This is a genomic window from Rhizobium sophorae (assembly GCF_013087515.1).
Classification (GTDB): Bacteria; Pseudomonadota; Alphaproteobacteria; order Rhizobiales; family Rhizobiaceae; genus Rhizobium; species Rhizobium sophorae.
In genome coordinates, this window is the sequence record NZ_JABFCN010000048.1 from 282,583 (window position 1) to 299,280 (window position 16,698).

At 62.1% G+C, this 16,698-nt stretch carries 14 protein-coding genes; 10 read left to right on the forward strand and 4 right to left on the reverse strand.

All coding sequences use genetic code 11. The annotated features are described in order from the left end of the window. Window positions 1–25 precede the first annotated feature (25 nt). Window positions 26–970 (reverse strand): carbohydrate kinase family protein, encoded by a 945-nt coding sequence (locus G9X64_RS27080; RefSeq protein ID WP_168317066.1) that lies wholly within the window; start codon window positions 968–970, stop codon window positions 26–28. 229 nt (window positions 971–1,199) lie between these two features. Between G9X64_RS27080 and recA the strand changes: the two genes are divergently transcribed. From recA to G9X64_RS27095, 3 genes are all read left to right on the forward strand, one after another. Continuing rightward, the gene (gene recA, locus G9X64_RS27085; protein WP_003540131.1) at window positions 1,200–2,294 is read left to right on the forward strand and encodes a recombinase RecA; all 1,095 of its coding nucleotides are present in this window, start codon (window positions 1,200–1,202) and stop codon (window positions 2,292–2,294) included. 154 nt (window positions 2,295–2,448) lie between these two features. Further along, window positions 2,449–5,103, forward strand: a complete 2,655-nt coding sequence (alaS, locus tag G9X64_RS27090) for an alanine--tRNA ligase (RefSeq protein WP_171377722.1) — start codon at window positions 2,449–2,451, stop codon at window positions 5,101–5,103. A gap of 149 nt (window positions 5,104–5,252) precedes the next feature. After that, window positions 5,253–6,104 carry an AraC family transcriptional regulator gene (locus G9X64_RS27095; protein WP_171377723.1) on the forward strand — a complete coding sequence of 284 codons (852 nt, stop codon included), beginning with the start codon at window positions 5,253–5,255 and terminating at the stop codon, window positions 6,102–6,104. Window positions 6,105–6,177: 73 nt separating this feature from the next. On the opposite strand, the gene G9X64_RS27100 is transcribed toward G9X64_RS27095, so the two are convergent. The 3 genes from G9X64_RS27100 to G9X64_RS27110 form a co-directional block, all read right to left on the reverse strand. Continuing rightward, window positions 6,178–6,804, reverse strand: a complete 627-nt coding sequence (locus tag G9X64_RS27100; protein WP_171377724.1) for a glutathione S-transferase family protein — start codon at window positions 6,802–6,804, stop codon at window positions 6,178–6,180. 77 nt (window positions 6,805–6,881) lie between these two features. Further along, window positions 6,882–7,328: a GNAT family N-acetyltransferase gene (locus G9X64_RS27105; protein WP_171377725.1), complete on the reverse strand. Its 447-nt coding sequence runs from the start codon at window positions 7,326–7,328 to the stop codon at window positions 6,882–6,884. Between the two features lie 70 nt (window positions 7,329–7,398). Further along, window positions 7,399–8,610, reverse strand: a complete 1,212-nt coding sequence (locus G9X64_RS27110; RefSeq protein ID WP_168311223.1) for an NADP-dependent isocitrate dehydrogenase — start codon at window positions 8,608–8,610, stop codon at window positions 7,399–7,401. A gap of 186 nt (window positions 8,611–8,796) precedes the next feature. Here G9X64_RS27110 and G9X64_RS27115 point away from each other — a divergent pair, with 186 nt between their 5' ends. The 7 genes from G9X64_RS27115 to G9X64_RS27145 all read left to right on the forward strand — a co-directional run bounded on the left by G9X64_RS27115 (window position 8,797) and on the right by G9X64_RS27145 (window position 16,646). Further along, a complete protein-coding gene (locus G9X64_RS27115) occupies window positions 8,797–9,324 on the forward strand; it encodes a hypothetical protein (RefSeq protein WP_171377726.1) in 528 nt (175 codons plus the stop codon). A gap of 97 nt (window positions 9,325–9,421) precedes the next feature. Further along, on the forward strand, window positions 9,422–11,461 hold the full coding sequence (locus G9X64_RS27120) for an FUSC family protein (protein WP_171377727.1): 2,040 nt from the start codon (window positions 9,422–9,424) through the stop codon (window positions 11,459–11,461). Between the two features lie 4 nt (window positions 11,462–11,465). Further along, window positions 11,466–12,296 (forward strand): RNA methyltransferase, encoded by an 831-nt coding sequence (locus G9X64_RS27125; protein WP_171377728.1) that lies wholly within the window; start codon window positions 11,466–11,468, stop codon window positions 12,294–12,296. After that, window positions 12,277–13,077, forward strand: a complete 801-nt coding sequence (murI, locus tag G9X64_RS27130) for a glutamate racemase (protein WP_171377729.1) — start codon at window positions 12,277–12,279, stop codon at window positions 13,075–13,077. The genes G9X64_RS27125 and murI overlap by 20 nt, the downstream gene beginning before the upstream one ends. Before the next feature lie 180 nt (window positions 13,078–13,257). Further along, window positions 13,258–14,772, forward strand: a complete 1,515-nt coding sequence (locus tag G9X64_RS27135) for a helicase HerA domain-containing protein (protein ID WP_171377730.1) — start codon at window positions 13,258–13,260, stop codon at window positions 14,770–14,772. Between the two features lie 224 nt (window positions 14,773–14,996). After that, window positions 14,997–15,614: a 30S ribosomal protein S4 gene (gene rpsD, locus G9X64_RS27140; protein WP_018072277.1), complete on the forward strand. Its 618-nt coding sequence runs from the start codon at window positions 14,997–14,999 to the stop codon at window positions 15,612–15,614. A gap of 102 nt (window positions 15,615–15,716) precedes the next feature. Next, window positions 15,717–16,646 carry a glutaminase gene (locus G9X64_RS27145; protein ID WP_171377731.1) on the forward strand — a complete coding sequence of 310 codons (930 nt, stop codon included), beginning with the start codon at window positions 15,717–15,719 and terminating at the stop codon, window positions 16,644–16,646. Window positions 16,647–16,698 lie beyond the last annotated feature (52 nt).

Below are 16,698 nucleotides of genomic sequence, written 5' to 3' on the forward strand. Positions count from 1 at the left end.
ATGCTCAACTATTTAATGAGCCGCTTCAATGCAGAATTCTGACCTTGGGAACAAGGGCGAGCACCTCATTCAGCAGGTCGGGCGTCAGATTTTCGTTGACGGCGTGCCGCGACTGCACGGTCAGTATGGCGGCCGCAGTGCCGTGGCGGACGGCTTCTTCGAGCGGCAGGCCGAGCATCAAGGCAGCCAGCGTGCCGGCCGCAAGAGAATCGCCGGCGCCCGTAACATCGGCGACGGTGTCGGCGATCGGCGGCTGCAGCGTCACGGCGCGGCCCTCGCAAAGCGCCACGAGCTCGCGCCGGCCGCGGGTGACGACGGCATTCCTGATGCCGATCTCGTTCAGCAAAGGTGGCCAGCCGGCGGCGTCTTCCGGCCGCTCGCCGGCAAGGGCGGCGGCTTCAGCCTCATTCAGGAACAGGTAGTCGATATCCCCGATGCAGGGCTTCAGCCTGACGACCTTCGCCGGCGAGATGGCGATTGCCGCAACGGGCTTGCTTAGCGAATGTGCCTTTGCGACGATCGCAGCGATCGTCTCTTCCGGCAGGTTGGCGTCGAAGAGGATGAAATCATGGGCGGCGAATGCCTCCCGCACCCAGCGGATGGAGAGACGCCGCGGCACGAAAAAGCGGTAGAGATCCATGTCGGCAAGGGCGATCACCAGATTGCCGTCCTTCTCGATGATCGCCGTATAGCTCGGCGTCTTGCGGTCGAGGAAGACGAAGGGCCGGTCGTCGATGCCGGCGAAATCGGCAGCTTCTCCGACCGTCTCGCCCATCGGATCGCCGCCGCGCGGCGAGATCATCGTCACCTGAAAACCGAGCCTTGCCAAGTTGCGCGCCGCATTGAAGCCACCGCCGCCCGGCTCCTCGAACCATGTGCCGGGATTGCTGGCGCCAGGCGCCGTCTCGCCGGAGATGCGGCCGCGCCGGTCGATATGGGCGCCGCCGAGAACAAGAATCTTTTTCGTCATCCGATCCGCTCTCCCGATGCCGGAAGGACGAATCGATACGGTGCGACTTGCTGCGGCCGAGTCGGCACTTTTGGCCTAAGCTGTTGCTTTTCATTGATAAAACAAATGCAGAACACGTGTCGTTTTACCTTTTTCTTTCAACTGTTTGATCGCCTATTGTGAGAATGGAACAAATAGGGTACAAACTCGACATTGCTTGAGCGGCTTCAATAACCTAAAGGTGGATCGGATGTCTCAGAATTCATTGCGGCTGGTAGAGGACAAATCGGTGGACAAAAGCAAGGCGCTTGAAGCGGCACTCTCACAGATAGAGCGGTCGTTCGGCAAGGGCTCGATCATGAAACTCGGCTCCAACGAGAATGTTGTCGAGATCGAGACGATCTCGACCGGCTCGCTTGGCCTCGATATTGCACTCGGCGTTGGTGGCCTGCCGAGGGGCCGCATCATCGAAATCTACGGGCCGGAAAGCTCCGGTAAGACCACGCTTGCACTGCAGACGATTGCCGAAGCGCAGAAGAAGGGTGGCATCTGCGCCTTCGTCGATGCCGAACATGCGCTCGATCCCGTCTATGCCCGCAAGCTTGGCGTCGACCTGCAGAACCTTCTGATCTCGCAGCCCGATACCGGCGAGCAGGCGCTTGAGATCACCGATACGCTGGTGCGCTCCGGCGCCGTCGACGTTCTCGTCGTCGATTCGGTGGCCGCACTGACGCCGCGCGCTGAAATCGAAGGCGAGATGGGCGACAGCCTTCCCGGCCTGCAGGCACGACTGATGAGCCAGGCGCTGCGCAAGCTCACCGCTTCGATCTCGAAGTCGAATACCATGGTGATCTTCATCAACCAAATCCGCATGAAGATCGGCGTCATGTTCGGCTCGCCGGAAACGACGACGGGCGGCAATGCGCTGAAGTTCTATGCCTCCGTGCGCCTCGACATCCGCCGCATCGGCGCGGTCAAGGAGCGCGAAGAGGTGATCGGCAACCAGACCCGCGTCAAGGTCGTCAAGAACAAGATGGCGCCGCCCTTCAAGCAGGTCGAGTTCGACATCATGTATGGCGAAGGTGTTTCCAAGACCGGCGAACTGGTCGATCTCGGTGTCAAGGCCGGCATCGTCGAGAAATCTGGCGCCTGGTTCTCCTATAACAGCCAGCGTCTCGGCCAGGGCCGTGAAAACGCCAAGACTTTCCTGCGCGACAATCCGGATCTCGCCCGCGAGATCGAACTGTCGCTGCGCCAGAATGCCGGCCTGATCGCCGACCGCTTCCTGCAGAATGGCGGACCGGACCCGGATGACGGCGATGGTGATGCCACTGCGGAAATGTAATTTTCGCGCTTGAACTCATCGGACAGTTCCAACCGGCCGCATTCCTGATGAGAATGCGGCCGGTTTTGTTTGTCTGCTGGACAGTGGCGGGGGCGAACGTTAAAAGCCGATGGATTTAAATTTACCTGCCTCGGGCAGCATTGAAGGGCATAGCATGAGCGGCGTGAACGATATCCGGTCGACCTTCCTCGACTATTTCAAGAAGAACGGCCATGAGATCGTCCCGTCGAGCCCGCTCGTGCCGCGCAACGACCCGACGCTGATGTTCACCAATGCCGGCATGGTGCAGTTCAAGAACGTCTTCACCGGCCTCGAAAAGCGTCCCTATTCGACGGCGACGACGTCGCAGAAATGCGTGCGGGCCGGCGGCAAGCACAACGACCTCGACAATGTCGGCTATACTGCACGCCACCTGACCTTCTTCGAGATGCTCGGCAACTTCTCCTTCGGCGACTATTTCAAGGAGAATGCGATCGAGCTTGCCTGGAAGCTCGTCACCGAAGGCTTCGACCTTCCGAAGAGCCGCCTGCTGGTGACCGTCTATTCCGAGGACGAAGAAGCAGCAGCGCTGTGGAAGAAGATCGCCGGCTTTTCCGATGACAAGATCATCCGCATCCCGACCTCTGACAATTTCTGGCAGATGGGCGATACCGGCCCCTGCGGCCCATGCTCGGAAATCTTCATCGACCAGGGTGAGAATGTTTGGGGCGGCCCTCCCGGTTCGCCTGAGGAAGATGGCGACCGGTTCCTGGAATTCTGGAACCTCGTCTTCATGCAGTTCGAGCAAACCGAGCCTGGCGTTCGCAACCCGCTGCCCCGTCCGTCGATCGACACCGGCATGGGTCTGGAGCGCATGGCCTGTATTCTCCAGGGCGTCCAGAGCGTGTTCGATACCGACCTCTTCCGCACGCTGACCGGCACCATCGAAGATACGATAGGAGTCAAGGCGGAGGGCAGCGCCAGCCACCGTGTCATCGCCGACCACCTGCGCTCCTCTGCCTTCCTGATTGCGGACGGCGTCTTGCCTTCAAATGAAGGCCGCGGCTATGTGCTGCGCCGTATCATGCGCCGCGCCATGCGCCATGCGCAGCTTCTCGGCGCCAAAGAACCGCTGATGTACAAGCTGCTGCCGACGCTGGTGCAGCAGATGGGTCGCGCCTATCCGGAACTGGTGCGTGCCGAGCCGCTGATATCAGAGACGTTGAAACTCGAGGAAAACCGCTTCCGCAAGACGCTGGAGCGCGGCCTGTCGCTTCTCTCCGATGCGACTGCGGACCTTGCCAAGGGCGACATGCTTGATGGCGAGACCGCCTTCAAGCTCTACGATACCTATGGTTTCCCGCTCGATCTGACGCAGGATGCGCTGCGCGCCCGCGAGATCGGCGTCGACATCTCCGGCTTCACTGATGCGATGCAGCGCCAGAAGGCGGAAGCCCGCTCGCATTGGGCCGGTTCAGGCGAAAAGGCCACCGAGACCGTCTGGTTCGAGCTCAAGGAAAAGCACGGCGCGACCGAATTCCTGGGTTACGACACTGAGACGGCTGAAGGCGTGGTGCAGGCGATCGTTAGGGACGGCGCTGTTGCGTCCCAAGCCATGGCCGGCGACAAGGTACAGATCGTCGTCAGCCAGACGCCGTTTTACGGCGAATCCGGTGGCCAGATGGGCGATACCGGCGTGATCTCGTCCGACCACGGCAAGATCGAGATTTTAGATACGCAGAAGAGGGGCGAAGGCCTGTTCGTGCATCAGGGGACTGTCGTCGACGGCGTGTTCAAGGACGGCGATGCGGTCGTGCTGACTGTCGATCATGCCCGCCGTTCGCGGCTGCGCGCCAACCATTCTGCGACCCACCTGCTGCACGAGGCGCTGCGCGAAGTGCTCGGCACCCATGTTGCCCAGAAGGGTTCGCTGGTCGCGCCCGAGCGCCTGCGTTTCGACGTTTCGCATCCGAAGCCGATGTCGGCCGAGGAACTGAAGATCGTCGAGGATATGGCAAACGAGATCGTGCTGCAGAATTCGCCGGTTACCACGAGGCTGATGAGCGTCGATGATGCGATCGCTGAAGGCGCGATGGCGCTGTTCGGCGAAAAATACGGCGATGAAGTCCGGGTCGTGGCGATGGGAGAGGGTGTGCGCGGCGTCAAGGCCGGCAAGCCCTATTCGATCGAACTCTGTGGCGGCACGCATGTCGGAGCCACTGGCCAGATCGGCCTGATCCGTGTTCTCGGCGAAAGTGCCGTCGGCGCCGGTGTTCGCCGTATCGAGGCCGTCACCGGCGAATCGGCGCGCGAATATCTGGCCGAACAGGACGAACGCGTGAAGACGCTTGCCGCCTCGCTGAAGGTGCAGCCGGGCGAAGTGCTGTCGCGTGTCGAAGCGTTGATGGACGAGCGCCGCAAGCTCGAAAAGGAACTGGCTGATGCCAAGCGCAAACTCGCCATGGGCGGCGGGCAGGGCGGCTCGGCCGATGCCGTGCGCGAAGTCGCCGGCGTCAAGTTCCTCGGCAAGGCGATTTCGGGCGTCGATCCCAAGGATTTGAAGGGGCTTGCCGATGATGGCAAGACCAGCATCGGATCGGGCGTCGTCACGCTTATCGGCGTTTCCGACGACGGCAAGGCGAGCGCTGTCGTCGCGGTGACGCCGGATCTTGTGGAGCGCTACAGTGCCGTCGATCTCGTCCGCATCGCATCTGCCGCCCTCGGCGGCAAGGGCGGCGGCGGCCGCCCCGATATGGCGCAAGCAGGCGGCCCCGACGGATCGAAGGCCGACGAGGCGATCGAAGCGGTTGCCGTGGCACTCGCCGGCTGAGCTGCCGGTTCATCAACGATTTTCGAAAGGCGGAGGCTTGGCTTCCGCCTTTTTGTTTCGCGGATTCAAAGCCCAGAGCCAATTTCCGCAGGATTTGTCAAATCGGGATATGGTTCTCTCAAGCCGATCGATTTGCACGAGGTTCCGACATGAATGGCGAAACGGCATGGGCACTTTATGAAAACCGTCTGAGACGGGTTTCGGCCTATATTCACGACCACCTCGACGAGGAACTGGATATGGAGCGCCTCGCCGAGATCGCCTGCATGTCGAGCTATCACTGGCACAGGATCTACCGGGCGATTTACGGCGAGACGCTAGCCGCCACCGTCAAGCGGCTCAGGCTGCATCGCGCGGCGGGCGAGATCGTCCGCACGGAGCTTGCCGTCAGCGAAATTGCGAAGCGATCAGGCTATCCCAATCTCCAATCCTTCAATCGCATCTTCAAGTCGGTCTACGGCATGCCGCCGGCCCGCTACCGGAAAGAGGGAAGCCATACAGCCTTCCAACCCTCACCTAACGGAAAGACCAAAGCCATGTTAGACGTTACCATACGCGAGATCGGGGCGATCGAGCTGATCGGCGTTGCCCATACCGGTTCCTACATGCAGATCGACAAGGCCTTCGAGACGCTGTTCGGCACGCTTTACGCCCGCGGCCTCGCCAAGCCCGACATGCGGATGATTGGCATCTATCTCGACGATCCCGATCTTGTGCCGGAGGAAAAGCTGCGTTCGATCGCTTGCGTCACCGGCCCTGCCGAAGTGCCGGCGGCGGCACCCTTCGAGCGGCGCACGATCGACGGAGGCGATTATGCGGTGCTGCGCCACAAGGGTCCCTATGCCGACATGTCCAAGTCCTATCAGTGGCTCTTTGCGGAATGGCTGCCGAAATCCGGCCGGCAGTTGAAGGACAGGATCATGTTCGAGGAATATCTCAACAATCCGCGCGAGGTGTCGCCGACCGAGCTTCTGACGGATATTCACATGCCGCTTGTCTAAAGTCGTCGATCGGGGGCGCGGCGGATCTGCCGCGTCCCCGGACGGTCAGGCGACCTTCCGCGTCCTGGAATTTTCAAGCGGCCTGCATGGTCTTGATGGCTTCGTCGTCAAGGGCGTTTGCCCGCTTGTAGGCCTCGCGCTCGCTGATGCGGCCGACATAGTCGAGGAAGGCCTGGCGTCTTTCGATGCCGCCGAAGCCGAGGCCCCAGCCGATATGGGAGCCGACATAGACGTCGGCGGCGGTGAAGCGCTCGCCGGCGATGTAGGTCGAAGCGGAGACGGCTTTCTCCAATGTGTCCATGACGTCGTCGAAACCGCCGCAGCCGGCCATCCGCAGGCGTTCCTTCGGAATTTCGAAGCCGAGAGCCTTCATCGTCACCGCCGATTCGAGCGGACCCGCGGCAAAAAACATCCAGCGGTAATAGCGGGCGCGCTCCTCCGGTCTTGGCGCCAGCGCCTTTTCGGGGAAGGCTTCGGCCAGATAGGCGCAGATCGCCGCGCATTCGGTGACGACCGTGTCGCCGTGGCGGATTGCCGGCACCTTGCCCATCGGATTGACCGCGAGATATTCCGGCGCTTTCATGGTTTCGCCGAAGGTCAGGAATTCGGTGCGGTAGGGCTGGCCGATCTCCTCCAGCATCCAGCGCACGATGCGGCCGCGCGACATCGGGTTCGTATAGAATACCAATTCTTCCGTCATGACGTCCTCCTCGTGTTGCCGTTATTTGGTCCCCCGGAATCAATAGCGCAGCGATGGCCGCCTGCAAGTCCCGACCGTTAGAGCGCCTTGCGATACTGGATGAAACCGGAGCGCTCGGCGATCCTGTCGTAGAGCCGGCGCGCTGTTAAATTGGTCTCGTGCGTCATCCAATAGAGCCTGCCTGCGCCGTTGGCGCGGGCGAGGTCGGCGACGGCGTCGATCAATGCGGCACCGGTGCCGAGCCCGCGCTGGCTGTTGTCGACATAGAGATCCTGCAGATAGCAGGTCCATTGCGGCAGCCAGCAGGAGCGGTGAAAGACGGCATGGACGATGCCGACGAGACGGCCACCTTCGTCAAAAGCGCCGAGCGCGTGCATCGGTTCATCAGGATCGTGGAAGCGAGCCCAGGTGAGATCCGTGGTTTCGGGCGGGATGACCACTTCGTAGAAGCGCTGATAAGCCTCCCATAGGGGTTCCCAAGCGACACGATCCAAGGGTCCAAGCGGTCGCAGGATGGCCGTCATCAGTTCATTCTCCCAAATGAAAACGGCGGGGAAATCCCCGCCGCTTCGACGTTATCTTGGAAAGACCGGCTTACGCCATGGCCTTCTGCAGGTTCTGGTCGATCTTGTCGAGGAAGGCCGTGGTCGAGAGCCACGGCTGGTCGGGGCCGATGAGCAGTGCCAGATCCTTGGTCATGAAGCCGGATTCGACGGTGTCGACGCAGACCTTTTCCAGCGTGGAAGCGAACTTGGCGAGATCGGCATTGTCGTCGAGCTTGGCGCGATGCGCGAGGCCACGGGTCCAGGCGAAGATCGAGGCGATCGAGTTCGTCGAAGTTTCCTGGCCCTTCTGATGCTGGCGGTAGTGACGGGTCACCGTGCCGTGGGCGGCTTCGGCTTCGACCGTCTTGCCGTCGGGCGTCAGCAGAACCGAGGTCATCAGGCCAAGAGAGCCGAAGCCCTGGGCAACGGTATCGGACTGGACGTCGCCGTCATAGTTCTTGCAGGCCCAGACGTAGCCGCCAGACCACTTGAGCGCCGAGGCGACCATGTCGTCGATCAGGCGGTGTTCGTAGGTGATGCCGGCTTCCTTGAACTGATCCTTGAATTCGGTCTCGTAGACTTCCTCGAAGATGTCCTTGAAGCGGCCGTCATAGGCCTTGAGGATGGTGTTTTTGGTCGACAGATAGACCGGCCACTTGCGCATCAGGCCGTACATCATCGAAGCGCGGGCAAATTCGCGGATTGATTCGTCGAGGTTGTACATGGCCATGGCAACGCCGGCGCCCGGTGCGTTGAAGACTTCCTTTTCGATGACGGTGCCGTCTTCGCCGACGAACTTGATCGTCAGCTTGCCCTTGCCGGGGAACTTGAAATCGGTGGCGCGGTACTGGTCGCCGAAGGCATGGCGGCCGACGACGATCGGCTTGGTCCAGCCGGGAACCAGGCGCGGCACATTCTTGCAGATGATCGGCTCGCGGAAGATGACGCCGCCGAGGATGTTGCGGATCGTGCCGTTCGGGCTCTTCCACATTTCCTTGAGGTTGAATTCCTTGACGCGGGCTTCATCCGGCGTGATCGTCGCGCACTTGATGCCGACGCCGTATTTCTTGATGGCGTTGGCGGCGTCGACGGTGACCTGGTCGTTGGTGGCGTCGCGGTTTTCGACCGAAAGGTCGAAATAGTCGATGTCGAGGTCGAGATACGGATGGATCAGCTTATCCTTGATGAGCTGCCAGATGATGCGCGTCATTTCATCGCCGTCGAGATCGGCGACGGGATTGGCGACCTTGATCTTGTTCATGTATCTGCCTCGTTCGAGCTTCAATGGGGACGGGGTCCCGGGTGGGTGATATGATCCGGAGCGCTATAGCATTGTGAACCGGGAACGCAAAGCTGCAAGGGGTTCGACAGTGCGTTTTTGCCACCATTGCCAAGTGCTGGAATTTAGCTAGTGTCCGCCTCGATCTGCCGCTCCGGACATTCGACCATGAAGACAATCGCCGTTGTTATCGCATGCCTTATCGCCTTTTCGGGCGCCAGCCACGCCGCTGACATCACCGCTCCCGTCAAGGAGATCATGGATGCGACCAGGAGCAACTGGGCCGTCAATAACAGCGACTGGACCGACATTTTCGATACGAGCCGGCTCGACCATCTCTACAGCCGCGATTTCGTCGCGAGATACCAGGCGGCGGCACAGTTTCCTGCCGTCGACGACGATGGCATTTCGCCCTTCGACTATGACGTGATCGTCAATGGCCAGGATGCCTGCCCGCTGGAGGATCTGACGATGGCGGCAGCGCCTGTGGTCGACGGCGTGGCCGAGGTGACCGTGCGCTTCAAGAAATCCGCCTGCTCGGATGCGCCCGATGCGAAGGACTATACGACCGTTCGCTTCGAGGTGATCGAAGAAGGCGGTAAACCTGTCATCGACGATATCGTCACCGAGAATATTGAAACGCAGATGCGCGATTCCCTGAAGGCGACGATGGCACTGATTGCCAAGGGCCAATAGGCGCGAGACATTCGAGAGCATCGAGATTCGATCTCAGGCGGTTTGATTTCCACTCTCGCGGCGGTATCTGTCGATCCCTGGGCAGCATGAGGGGCTCTTGCATTTGTTTTCCGGTTTTCAGTTCCGCGACTGGCTGCTTGCCAACGATCCGGCGCTCTCGCGTCTGCGCATGGCCTCGCGGGTGACGCTGACGATCGTCCTCTCCTTCGCCATCCTGGTCGCCATCCAGATGTTCATCGTGCCCCTGCCGACGGCCGCCTTCGGCCTCGGCATCGTGTTGTCGATCGAGGGCGGGGTGGCAGTGCGTGACAAGGGCAATTCGCGCCAACTCGTGACGCGGCTTTTCGGCTGTGTCGCGAGCCTTGCCGTTGTCGGCATCGCCGCGGGGCTCGAGGATCACCGTTTTCTCTCCGATCTCGTCTTCCTGGTGGTGATCGCGCTCGCATCGGCGGGGCGAGTGTTCGGGCCGCGCGGTTTTGCAATCGGCATGTTCGCCTTCACCTCCTATTTCATGGGGGCCTATTTCCAGCCTTCGCTTGCCGAGCTGCCTGTAGTGGCGGCCGGCCCTGTCGTCGCGGTGCTGGTCGGCCATGTGGTGAGGGCGGTGCTTCTGCCTGACGACTGGCGGCGCGATCTGCTGCGCTCGCTCGAAAGCGTGCGCGGCCGGATCAACCAGATCCTCTTCAAGCTCGCCACCCTTGCCAGCAGCGGCCATATCGGCGAGGCCGACCGGCAGGAGCTGCGTCAGCTGGAAGACCGGCTGAAAGAGGTGGTGCTGATGGCAGAGACCTTCATCCCGCGCCCCGCGGCCGGCGTCTTCGACGGTGCTTCCAATCCCGCAGCGGAACTAGCGATCCGGCTCTTCGATGCACATCTCGCCGCCGAGAGCGCGGTCGTGGTGAGCGTCCAGAGCCTGCCGTCCTTTGCGCTTGTCCATGCCGTGATCGAGGCCGACAAGGCGGAGCTCGCCACCTATGAGGGGATGGCCGAAGCTATCAAGGACGAGCCGCAAGGCGAAACCGTGCGGGCGCTGCTCTGGCTCGGCGAGGCGCGGCAGCAATTGACGCAGGCGATCGGCGAGGGGCAGGCTTCCGGCTTTGCCGGCATCGATGCCATCAAGGACACGGCGCAGCGTGAGAAGGTCGACTTTTCATTCGCCAATCCGCTACTGCGCTCCGCGCTGCAGATCACGCTCGCCTCGGCGCTCGCCATGGGCTTCGGCCTGCTCTTGTCGCGCGAGCGCTGGTTCTGGGCGGTGCTTGCCGCCTTCCTCGTCTTCACCAACACCAATTCGCGCGGCGACACGGCAATGAAGGCACTGTCGCGTTCGCTCGGCACGGTATTCGGGATCGCGATCGGTCTCGTGCTGGCGACGCTGATTTCGGGTGAGCCTGTCATCGCCATTCCGGTCGCCGGCATCTGCATCTTCCTCGCTTTCTATTTCCTGCAGGTCTCCTACGCGACGATGACCTTCTTCATCTCGATCGTGCTCTGCCTGGTCTACGGCATGACTGGGGTGCTGACGCTTGATCTCCTGCAACTGCGTATCGGGGAGACCTTGATCGGCGCGGTGGCCGGGACGGCGGTTGCCTTCCTGGTCTTTCCGGCACGCACGCGCGGCGCGCTTGATGCCGCACTCGCCCGCTGGTTTCAGGCGCTGGACGAGTTGTTGAGCGCGATCGGCGATGGCAAGAGCGGTTTTGCGCTGATTGCGCTGTCGCAGAAGATCGATGCCTGCTACCGCGACGTAACGGTGGCGGCGCGGCCGCTCGGCTCGTCCTGGTCGGTGGTGACGCGGCCCGGCCAAATCCGCCAGACGCTGGCCATCTTCCTCTCCTGCACCTATTGGGCGCGCATCCTGGCGAAGAGCTACGCAGCGCCGGCCGAAGCCGACGAGATGAAGAGGCTGATCGCGTCGAATCTGGCGCTGATGAAGGATGCGGCCCCGCGCGGCTCGACCTGTTTCTTCATCGAGCGCAAGGCGTCGCGGACGACAGGGCGGCACCTGCCGCTGTCGCGCGAAGGCGCCAGACTCGGGCTCGAAATGATCGGTTCGGCGCTGGAAAGGCTCTATCCGCAGGCTGATGTCTTGCCGTTTGCGCCGGGCGAGGTTATTGCGCGCTCGAAACAGGGATAGGATCATGGCAGGCACGAACAGCGAGCGTCAACTTCTGGCCGAAGGCCCGGCGATCATTCTGGTCGAGCCGCAGATGGGCGAGAATATCGGTATGGTGGCGCGCGCCATGGCGAATTTCGGCCTTGCTGAACTCCGCCTCGTCAACCCGCGCGACGGCTGGCCGAACGAGAAAGCCCTGGCGACCGCCTCCAAGGCCGATCACGTCATCGAGGCGACCAAGGTCTACGACACGCTGGAGCAGGCCGTTGCCGATCTTAATTTCGTCTATGCGACGACGGCGCGCGAGCGCGACGGCTATAAGCCGGTGCGCTCTCCGGTCATCGCCGCCGAAACGCTTCGGGCGAGGTTCCGCGCCGGCGAGGGCACCGGTATCCTCTTCGGGCGCGAGCGCTGGGGGCTGACCAACGAGGAGGTGGCACTTGCCGACGAGATCGTCACCTTTCCCGTCAATCCGGCCTTTGCTTCGCTGAACATCGCCCAGGCGGTGTTGCTGATGTCCTATGAATGGATGAAATCCGGCATGGAGGATCTCGGTGCCGTGCCCTTCCAGGCGATGGGGCAGACACCTTCGACCAAGGAACAGCTGTTCGGTCTGTTCGACCAGTTGGAAGAGGCGCTCGATGCGCGCGGTTATTTCCATCCTGCCGGGAAAAAGCCGAAAATGGTCGACAATCTGCGCGCTGTCTTATCCCGCCGGGCCTTCACGGAGCAGGAAATCAGCGTGTTGCGCGGCGTCATCTCTTCCCTCGACCGCTTCTCGCGCAAGAGCCCGCGCGGCGGCCGGATCCCGACCGCGACCAAGGAAACACCGCCAGATGACAGCGCCGACGCATGAGCTGAAACCCGTCCTCGTCTTCGATTCCGGCATTGGCGGGCTGACCGTCCTGCGCGAGGCGCGCGTGCTGATGCCGGAACGCGGTTTCATCTATGTCGCCGACGATGCCGGCTTTCCCTATGGCGGCTGGGAGGAGCAGGCGCTGAAGGAGCGGGTGATCGGCCTCTTTGGCCGGCTGCTCGAAGAGCACGATCCCGAAGTCTGCATCATCGCCTGCAACACGGCCTTCACGCTCGTTGGTGCCGATCTGCGCGCCGCCTTTCCTCGGATGACCTTCGTCGGCACGGTGCCGGCGATCAAACCGGCGGCGGAGCGTACGCGGTCCGGCCTCGTCTCGGTGCTCGCGACGCCGGGCACGGTCAAGCGTGCCTATACCCGCGATCTCATCCAGTCCTTCGCCCAGCAATGCCATGTCCGTCTCGTCGGCTCGGAGAACCTTGCGCGCATGGCGGAGGCCTATATTCGCGGTGATGCTGTCTCCGACGACGCCGTGCTGACCGAGATCGACCAATGTTTCGTCGAGAAGGAAGGCCGCAAGACCGATATCGTCGTGCTCGCCTGCACGCATTATCCCTTCATGGCCAATCTATTCCGCAGACTGGCACCTTGGCCGGTGGACTGGCTTGACCCCGCCGAAGCGATCGCCCGGCGCGCCCGCACGCTGGTGCCGTTGGTCGCAGACGCTGTGCATCCCGACAATTTCGACTTCGCGGTGCTCACCTCTGGCAATCCCGATTTTGCGACCCGGCGGCTGATGCAGGGATTCGGATTGAGGGCGTAGCTCGGCGAAGAGATGCACAATCACGGCGATGGATCAGCTTCTCGGTTGACGCCGGGAATTGTCCTGTGGGTTGGTGAAATCCCGCCCTGAAAGACAATGCATTCTTTGATAGACGGGGCGATGCCGTTTCGGAAGAATGGCGCTTCGTTCATGTGAGTCTCTTGGCCGCGAGGATATGCATTGCAGGTTGGCATCGATATGGGATTGGCGTCCGGCAGCCCGGCGACGCTCGATATCGAGGAGCTGCTGGCCACCCGTCTGCTCGTGCAGGGCAATTCCGGATCGGGCAAGTCACATCTGCTGCGCCGCCTGCTCGAGCAATCGGCGCAATGGGTGCAGCAGGTCATCATCGATCCCGAGGGTGATTTCGTCACCCTCAGCGACAGGTTTGGCCACGTCGTCGTCGACGGTGAGCGCACAGAGGCGGAGTTGGCGGGCATTGCCAACCGCATCCGCCAGCATCGCGTTTCCTGCGTGCTGACGCTCGAGGGCCTCGATCTCGAAGACCAGATGCGCGCCGCCGCCGCCTTCCTCAACGGCATGTTCGATGCCGATCGCGAATATTGGTATCCGGTTCTCGTTGTGGTCGACGAGGCGCAGATGTTTGCGCCGTCGGTTGGTGGCGATGTCTCGGAAGATGCGCGCAAGATGTCGCTCGGCGCGATGACCAACCTGATGTGCCGCGGCCGCAAGCGCGGGCTTGCCGGCGTGATCGCGACGCAGCGGCTTGCCAAGCTCGCCAAGAATGTCGCGGCCGAGGCCTCGAACTTCCTGATGGGCCGGACCTTCCTCGATATCGACATGGCGCGCGCTGCCGACCTGCTCGGCATGGACCGGCGCCAGGCCGAGATGTTCCGCGACCTGAAGCGCGGCAATTTCGTCGCTCTCGGACCGGCGCTGTCGCGCCGGCCGCTGCCGATCCAGATCGGCGCGGTGGAGACCTCGGCACGCTCTTCCAGCCCGAAGCTAATGCCGCTGCCGGATGCGCCGCAGGATGTCGAAGACCTGATCTTTACGCCCGATCCGGAGGAATTCCAACGCCCGCTGGTGCGCCGCGCCCCGCCGGCGCCGCGGCCGACGACCGATATTCTGGCCGAACTCTCGCGCTCGACGCCGGCTGCATCGGCCGTACCAGCCGAGGCGAGGGCGAGCCAGGTGGAAGTCTCCGCCGAGGAGCGGGAGGAGCGCCTTGCCGGCGTGCTTGCCGAAATCCTCGACGATCCCACCGCCGCCTTCCGTACCGATTCTGTGCTCTACCAGGATTTTCTGGTAAGGCTGCGCATGCGTCGCGTGCCGGGACCGCCGATCGCGCTGCCGGATTTCCGCCGGCGCGTGGCGATCTCGCGTTCCGGCGTCGATACGGCAACGGCCGCGACCGATGCCTGGGCGACGGCGCTGTCGCTGTCGTCGGGTGTCACCGACGACCTGCAGGGCGTCTTCCTGATGCTCGCCAAGGCCGCCGTCTGCGGCGAGCCGTGCCCGTCGGACGCCCGCATCGCGCGCGCCTACGGCACCCATTCAGCCCGCCGCGCGCGGCGCCTGCTTGGCTATTTCGAGGAGCAGGGCATCATCGTCGTGCACGCCGATTTTTCCGGCAAGCGTATCGTCGCTTTCCCGGACATGGACTGCCAGACGGCGCCGGGCGACGCCAACGCACCTGATGCTGGCGGGGACCAACCGCTGGCGGCGGAATAGTGGCGCTTTCGGGGTTTGCCGCTGTTGACATTTTCATGACGGCCCTCTAAAGACCGCCGCAAGCGCCGGGCAGCAATGTCCGGTGTTTCATTTGACATGTCCCGTGGATCGTTCCTGTTCGCTAACCGGAACATCCTGTCAGGTCTTGGAAGAGACCAGAGGAGGGCGTGTTTCCTTCGTGCGGTTTGGCAACAAACCGTCATAAACCTTTGAAAGGAAATACGATGAGCAAGCGCGAATCGTCGAAGTACAAAATCGACCGCCGTATGGGCGAAAACATCTGGGGTCGTCCTAAGTCCCCGGTAAACCGCCGCGAATATGGCCCGGGCCAGCACGGCCAGCGCCGCAAGGGCAAGCTTTCGGACTTCGGTGTGCAGCTGCGCGCCAAGCAGAAGCTCAAGGGTTACTACGGTGACCTGCGCGAAAAGCAGTTCCGCGCGATCTTCGCCGAAGCCGACCGCCGCAAGGGCGATACCTCTGAAAACCTGATCGGCCTGCTGGAATCGCGCCTCGACGCGATCGTCTATCGCGCCAAGTTCGTTCCGACGGTCTTTGCTGCCCGTCAGTTCGTCAACCATGGCCACGTCACCGTCAACGGTGTGCGCGTCAACATCGGTTCCTACCGTTGCAAGGCCGGCGACGTCATCGAAGTTCGCGAAAAGTCGAAGCAGCTGGTGATCGTTCTGGAAGCCGTCAGCCTCGCAGAGCGTGACGTTCCCGACTATATCGAAGTCGATCACCACAAGATGGTCGCAACCTTCGGCCGCGTTCCGACGCTCAGCGACGTTCCGTTCCCGGTCGTCATGGAACCGCACCTGGTCGTCGAATTCTATTCGCGTTAATGCATTCGTCTCGCAGTCGAAACCGATTGCGAGACAACAGCATGCGTCGATATACGGAAAGCCGCTCTTTCGAGCGGCTTTTTTGCGATCTGGAGAGAAGCAATGGCAGATTTGCAGGCGACCCTCGATAGTATCTACGCCGATATCCAGCCGCGGATCGGCGAGGGCAAGGTCGGGGATTATATTCCGGAACTCGCCAAGGTCGATCCGAAGCAGTTCGGCATGGCGATCGTCACCGTCGACGGCAAAGTCTATCGCGTCGGCGATGCCGACATCGCCTTCTCGATCCAGAGCATATCGAAGGTCTTCATGCTGACGCTGGCGCTCGGCAAGGTCGGCGAGGGGCTGTGGAAGCGCGTCGGGCGCGAACCCTCAGGATCGGCTTTCAACTCGATCGTCCAGCTCGAGCACGAGAGCGGCATTCCCCGCAATCCCTTCATCAATGCCGGCGCGATCGCCGTCAGCGACGTCGTCATGGCCGGCCATGCGCCGCGCGAGGCAATCGGCGAGCTGTTGCGCTTCGTTCGCTATCTCGCCGATGACGAGTCGATCACCATCGATGACAAGGTGGCGCGCTCGGAAACCCAGACGGGATACCGCAATTTCGCGCTTGCCAACTTCATGCGCGCCTACCGCAATCTCGACCATCCCGTTGACCATGTGCTCGGCGTCTACTTCCATCAATGCGCGCTGTCGATGAACTGCGAGCAGCTCGCCCGTGCCGGGCTGTTCCTGGCGGCGCGCGGCAGCAATCCGACGACTGGCCATTCGGTGGTCTCGCCGAAGCGGGCGCGGCGCATCAATGCGCTGATGTTGACTTGCGGCCATTACGACGGCTCGGGCGACTTCGCCTATCATGTCGGCCTGCCGGGCAAGAGCGGCGTCGGCGGCGGCATTTTCGCGGTGGCGCCCGGTATTGCCTCGATCGCGGTGTGGTCGCCGGGGCTGAACAAGGTCGGCAATTCGCAGCTCGGCGCCGCGGCGCTGGAAATGCTCGCAGCGCGCACCGGCTGGTCGGTTTTCGGCGATTGACGCTGTGTTGCCAGGCGGGTTTCTGCTAGAGCAAGTGTGGAATTTCTGTAGG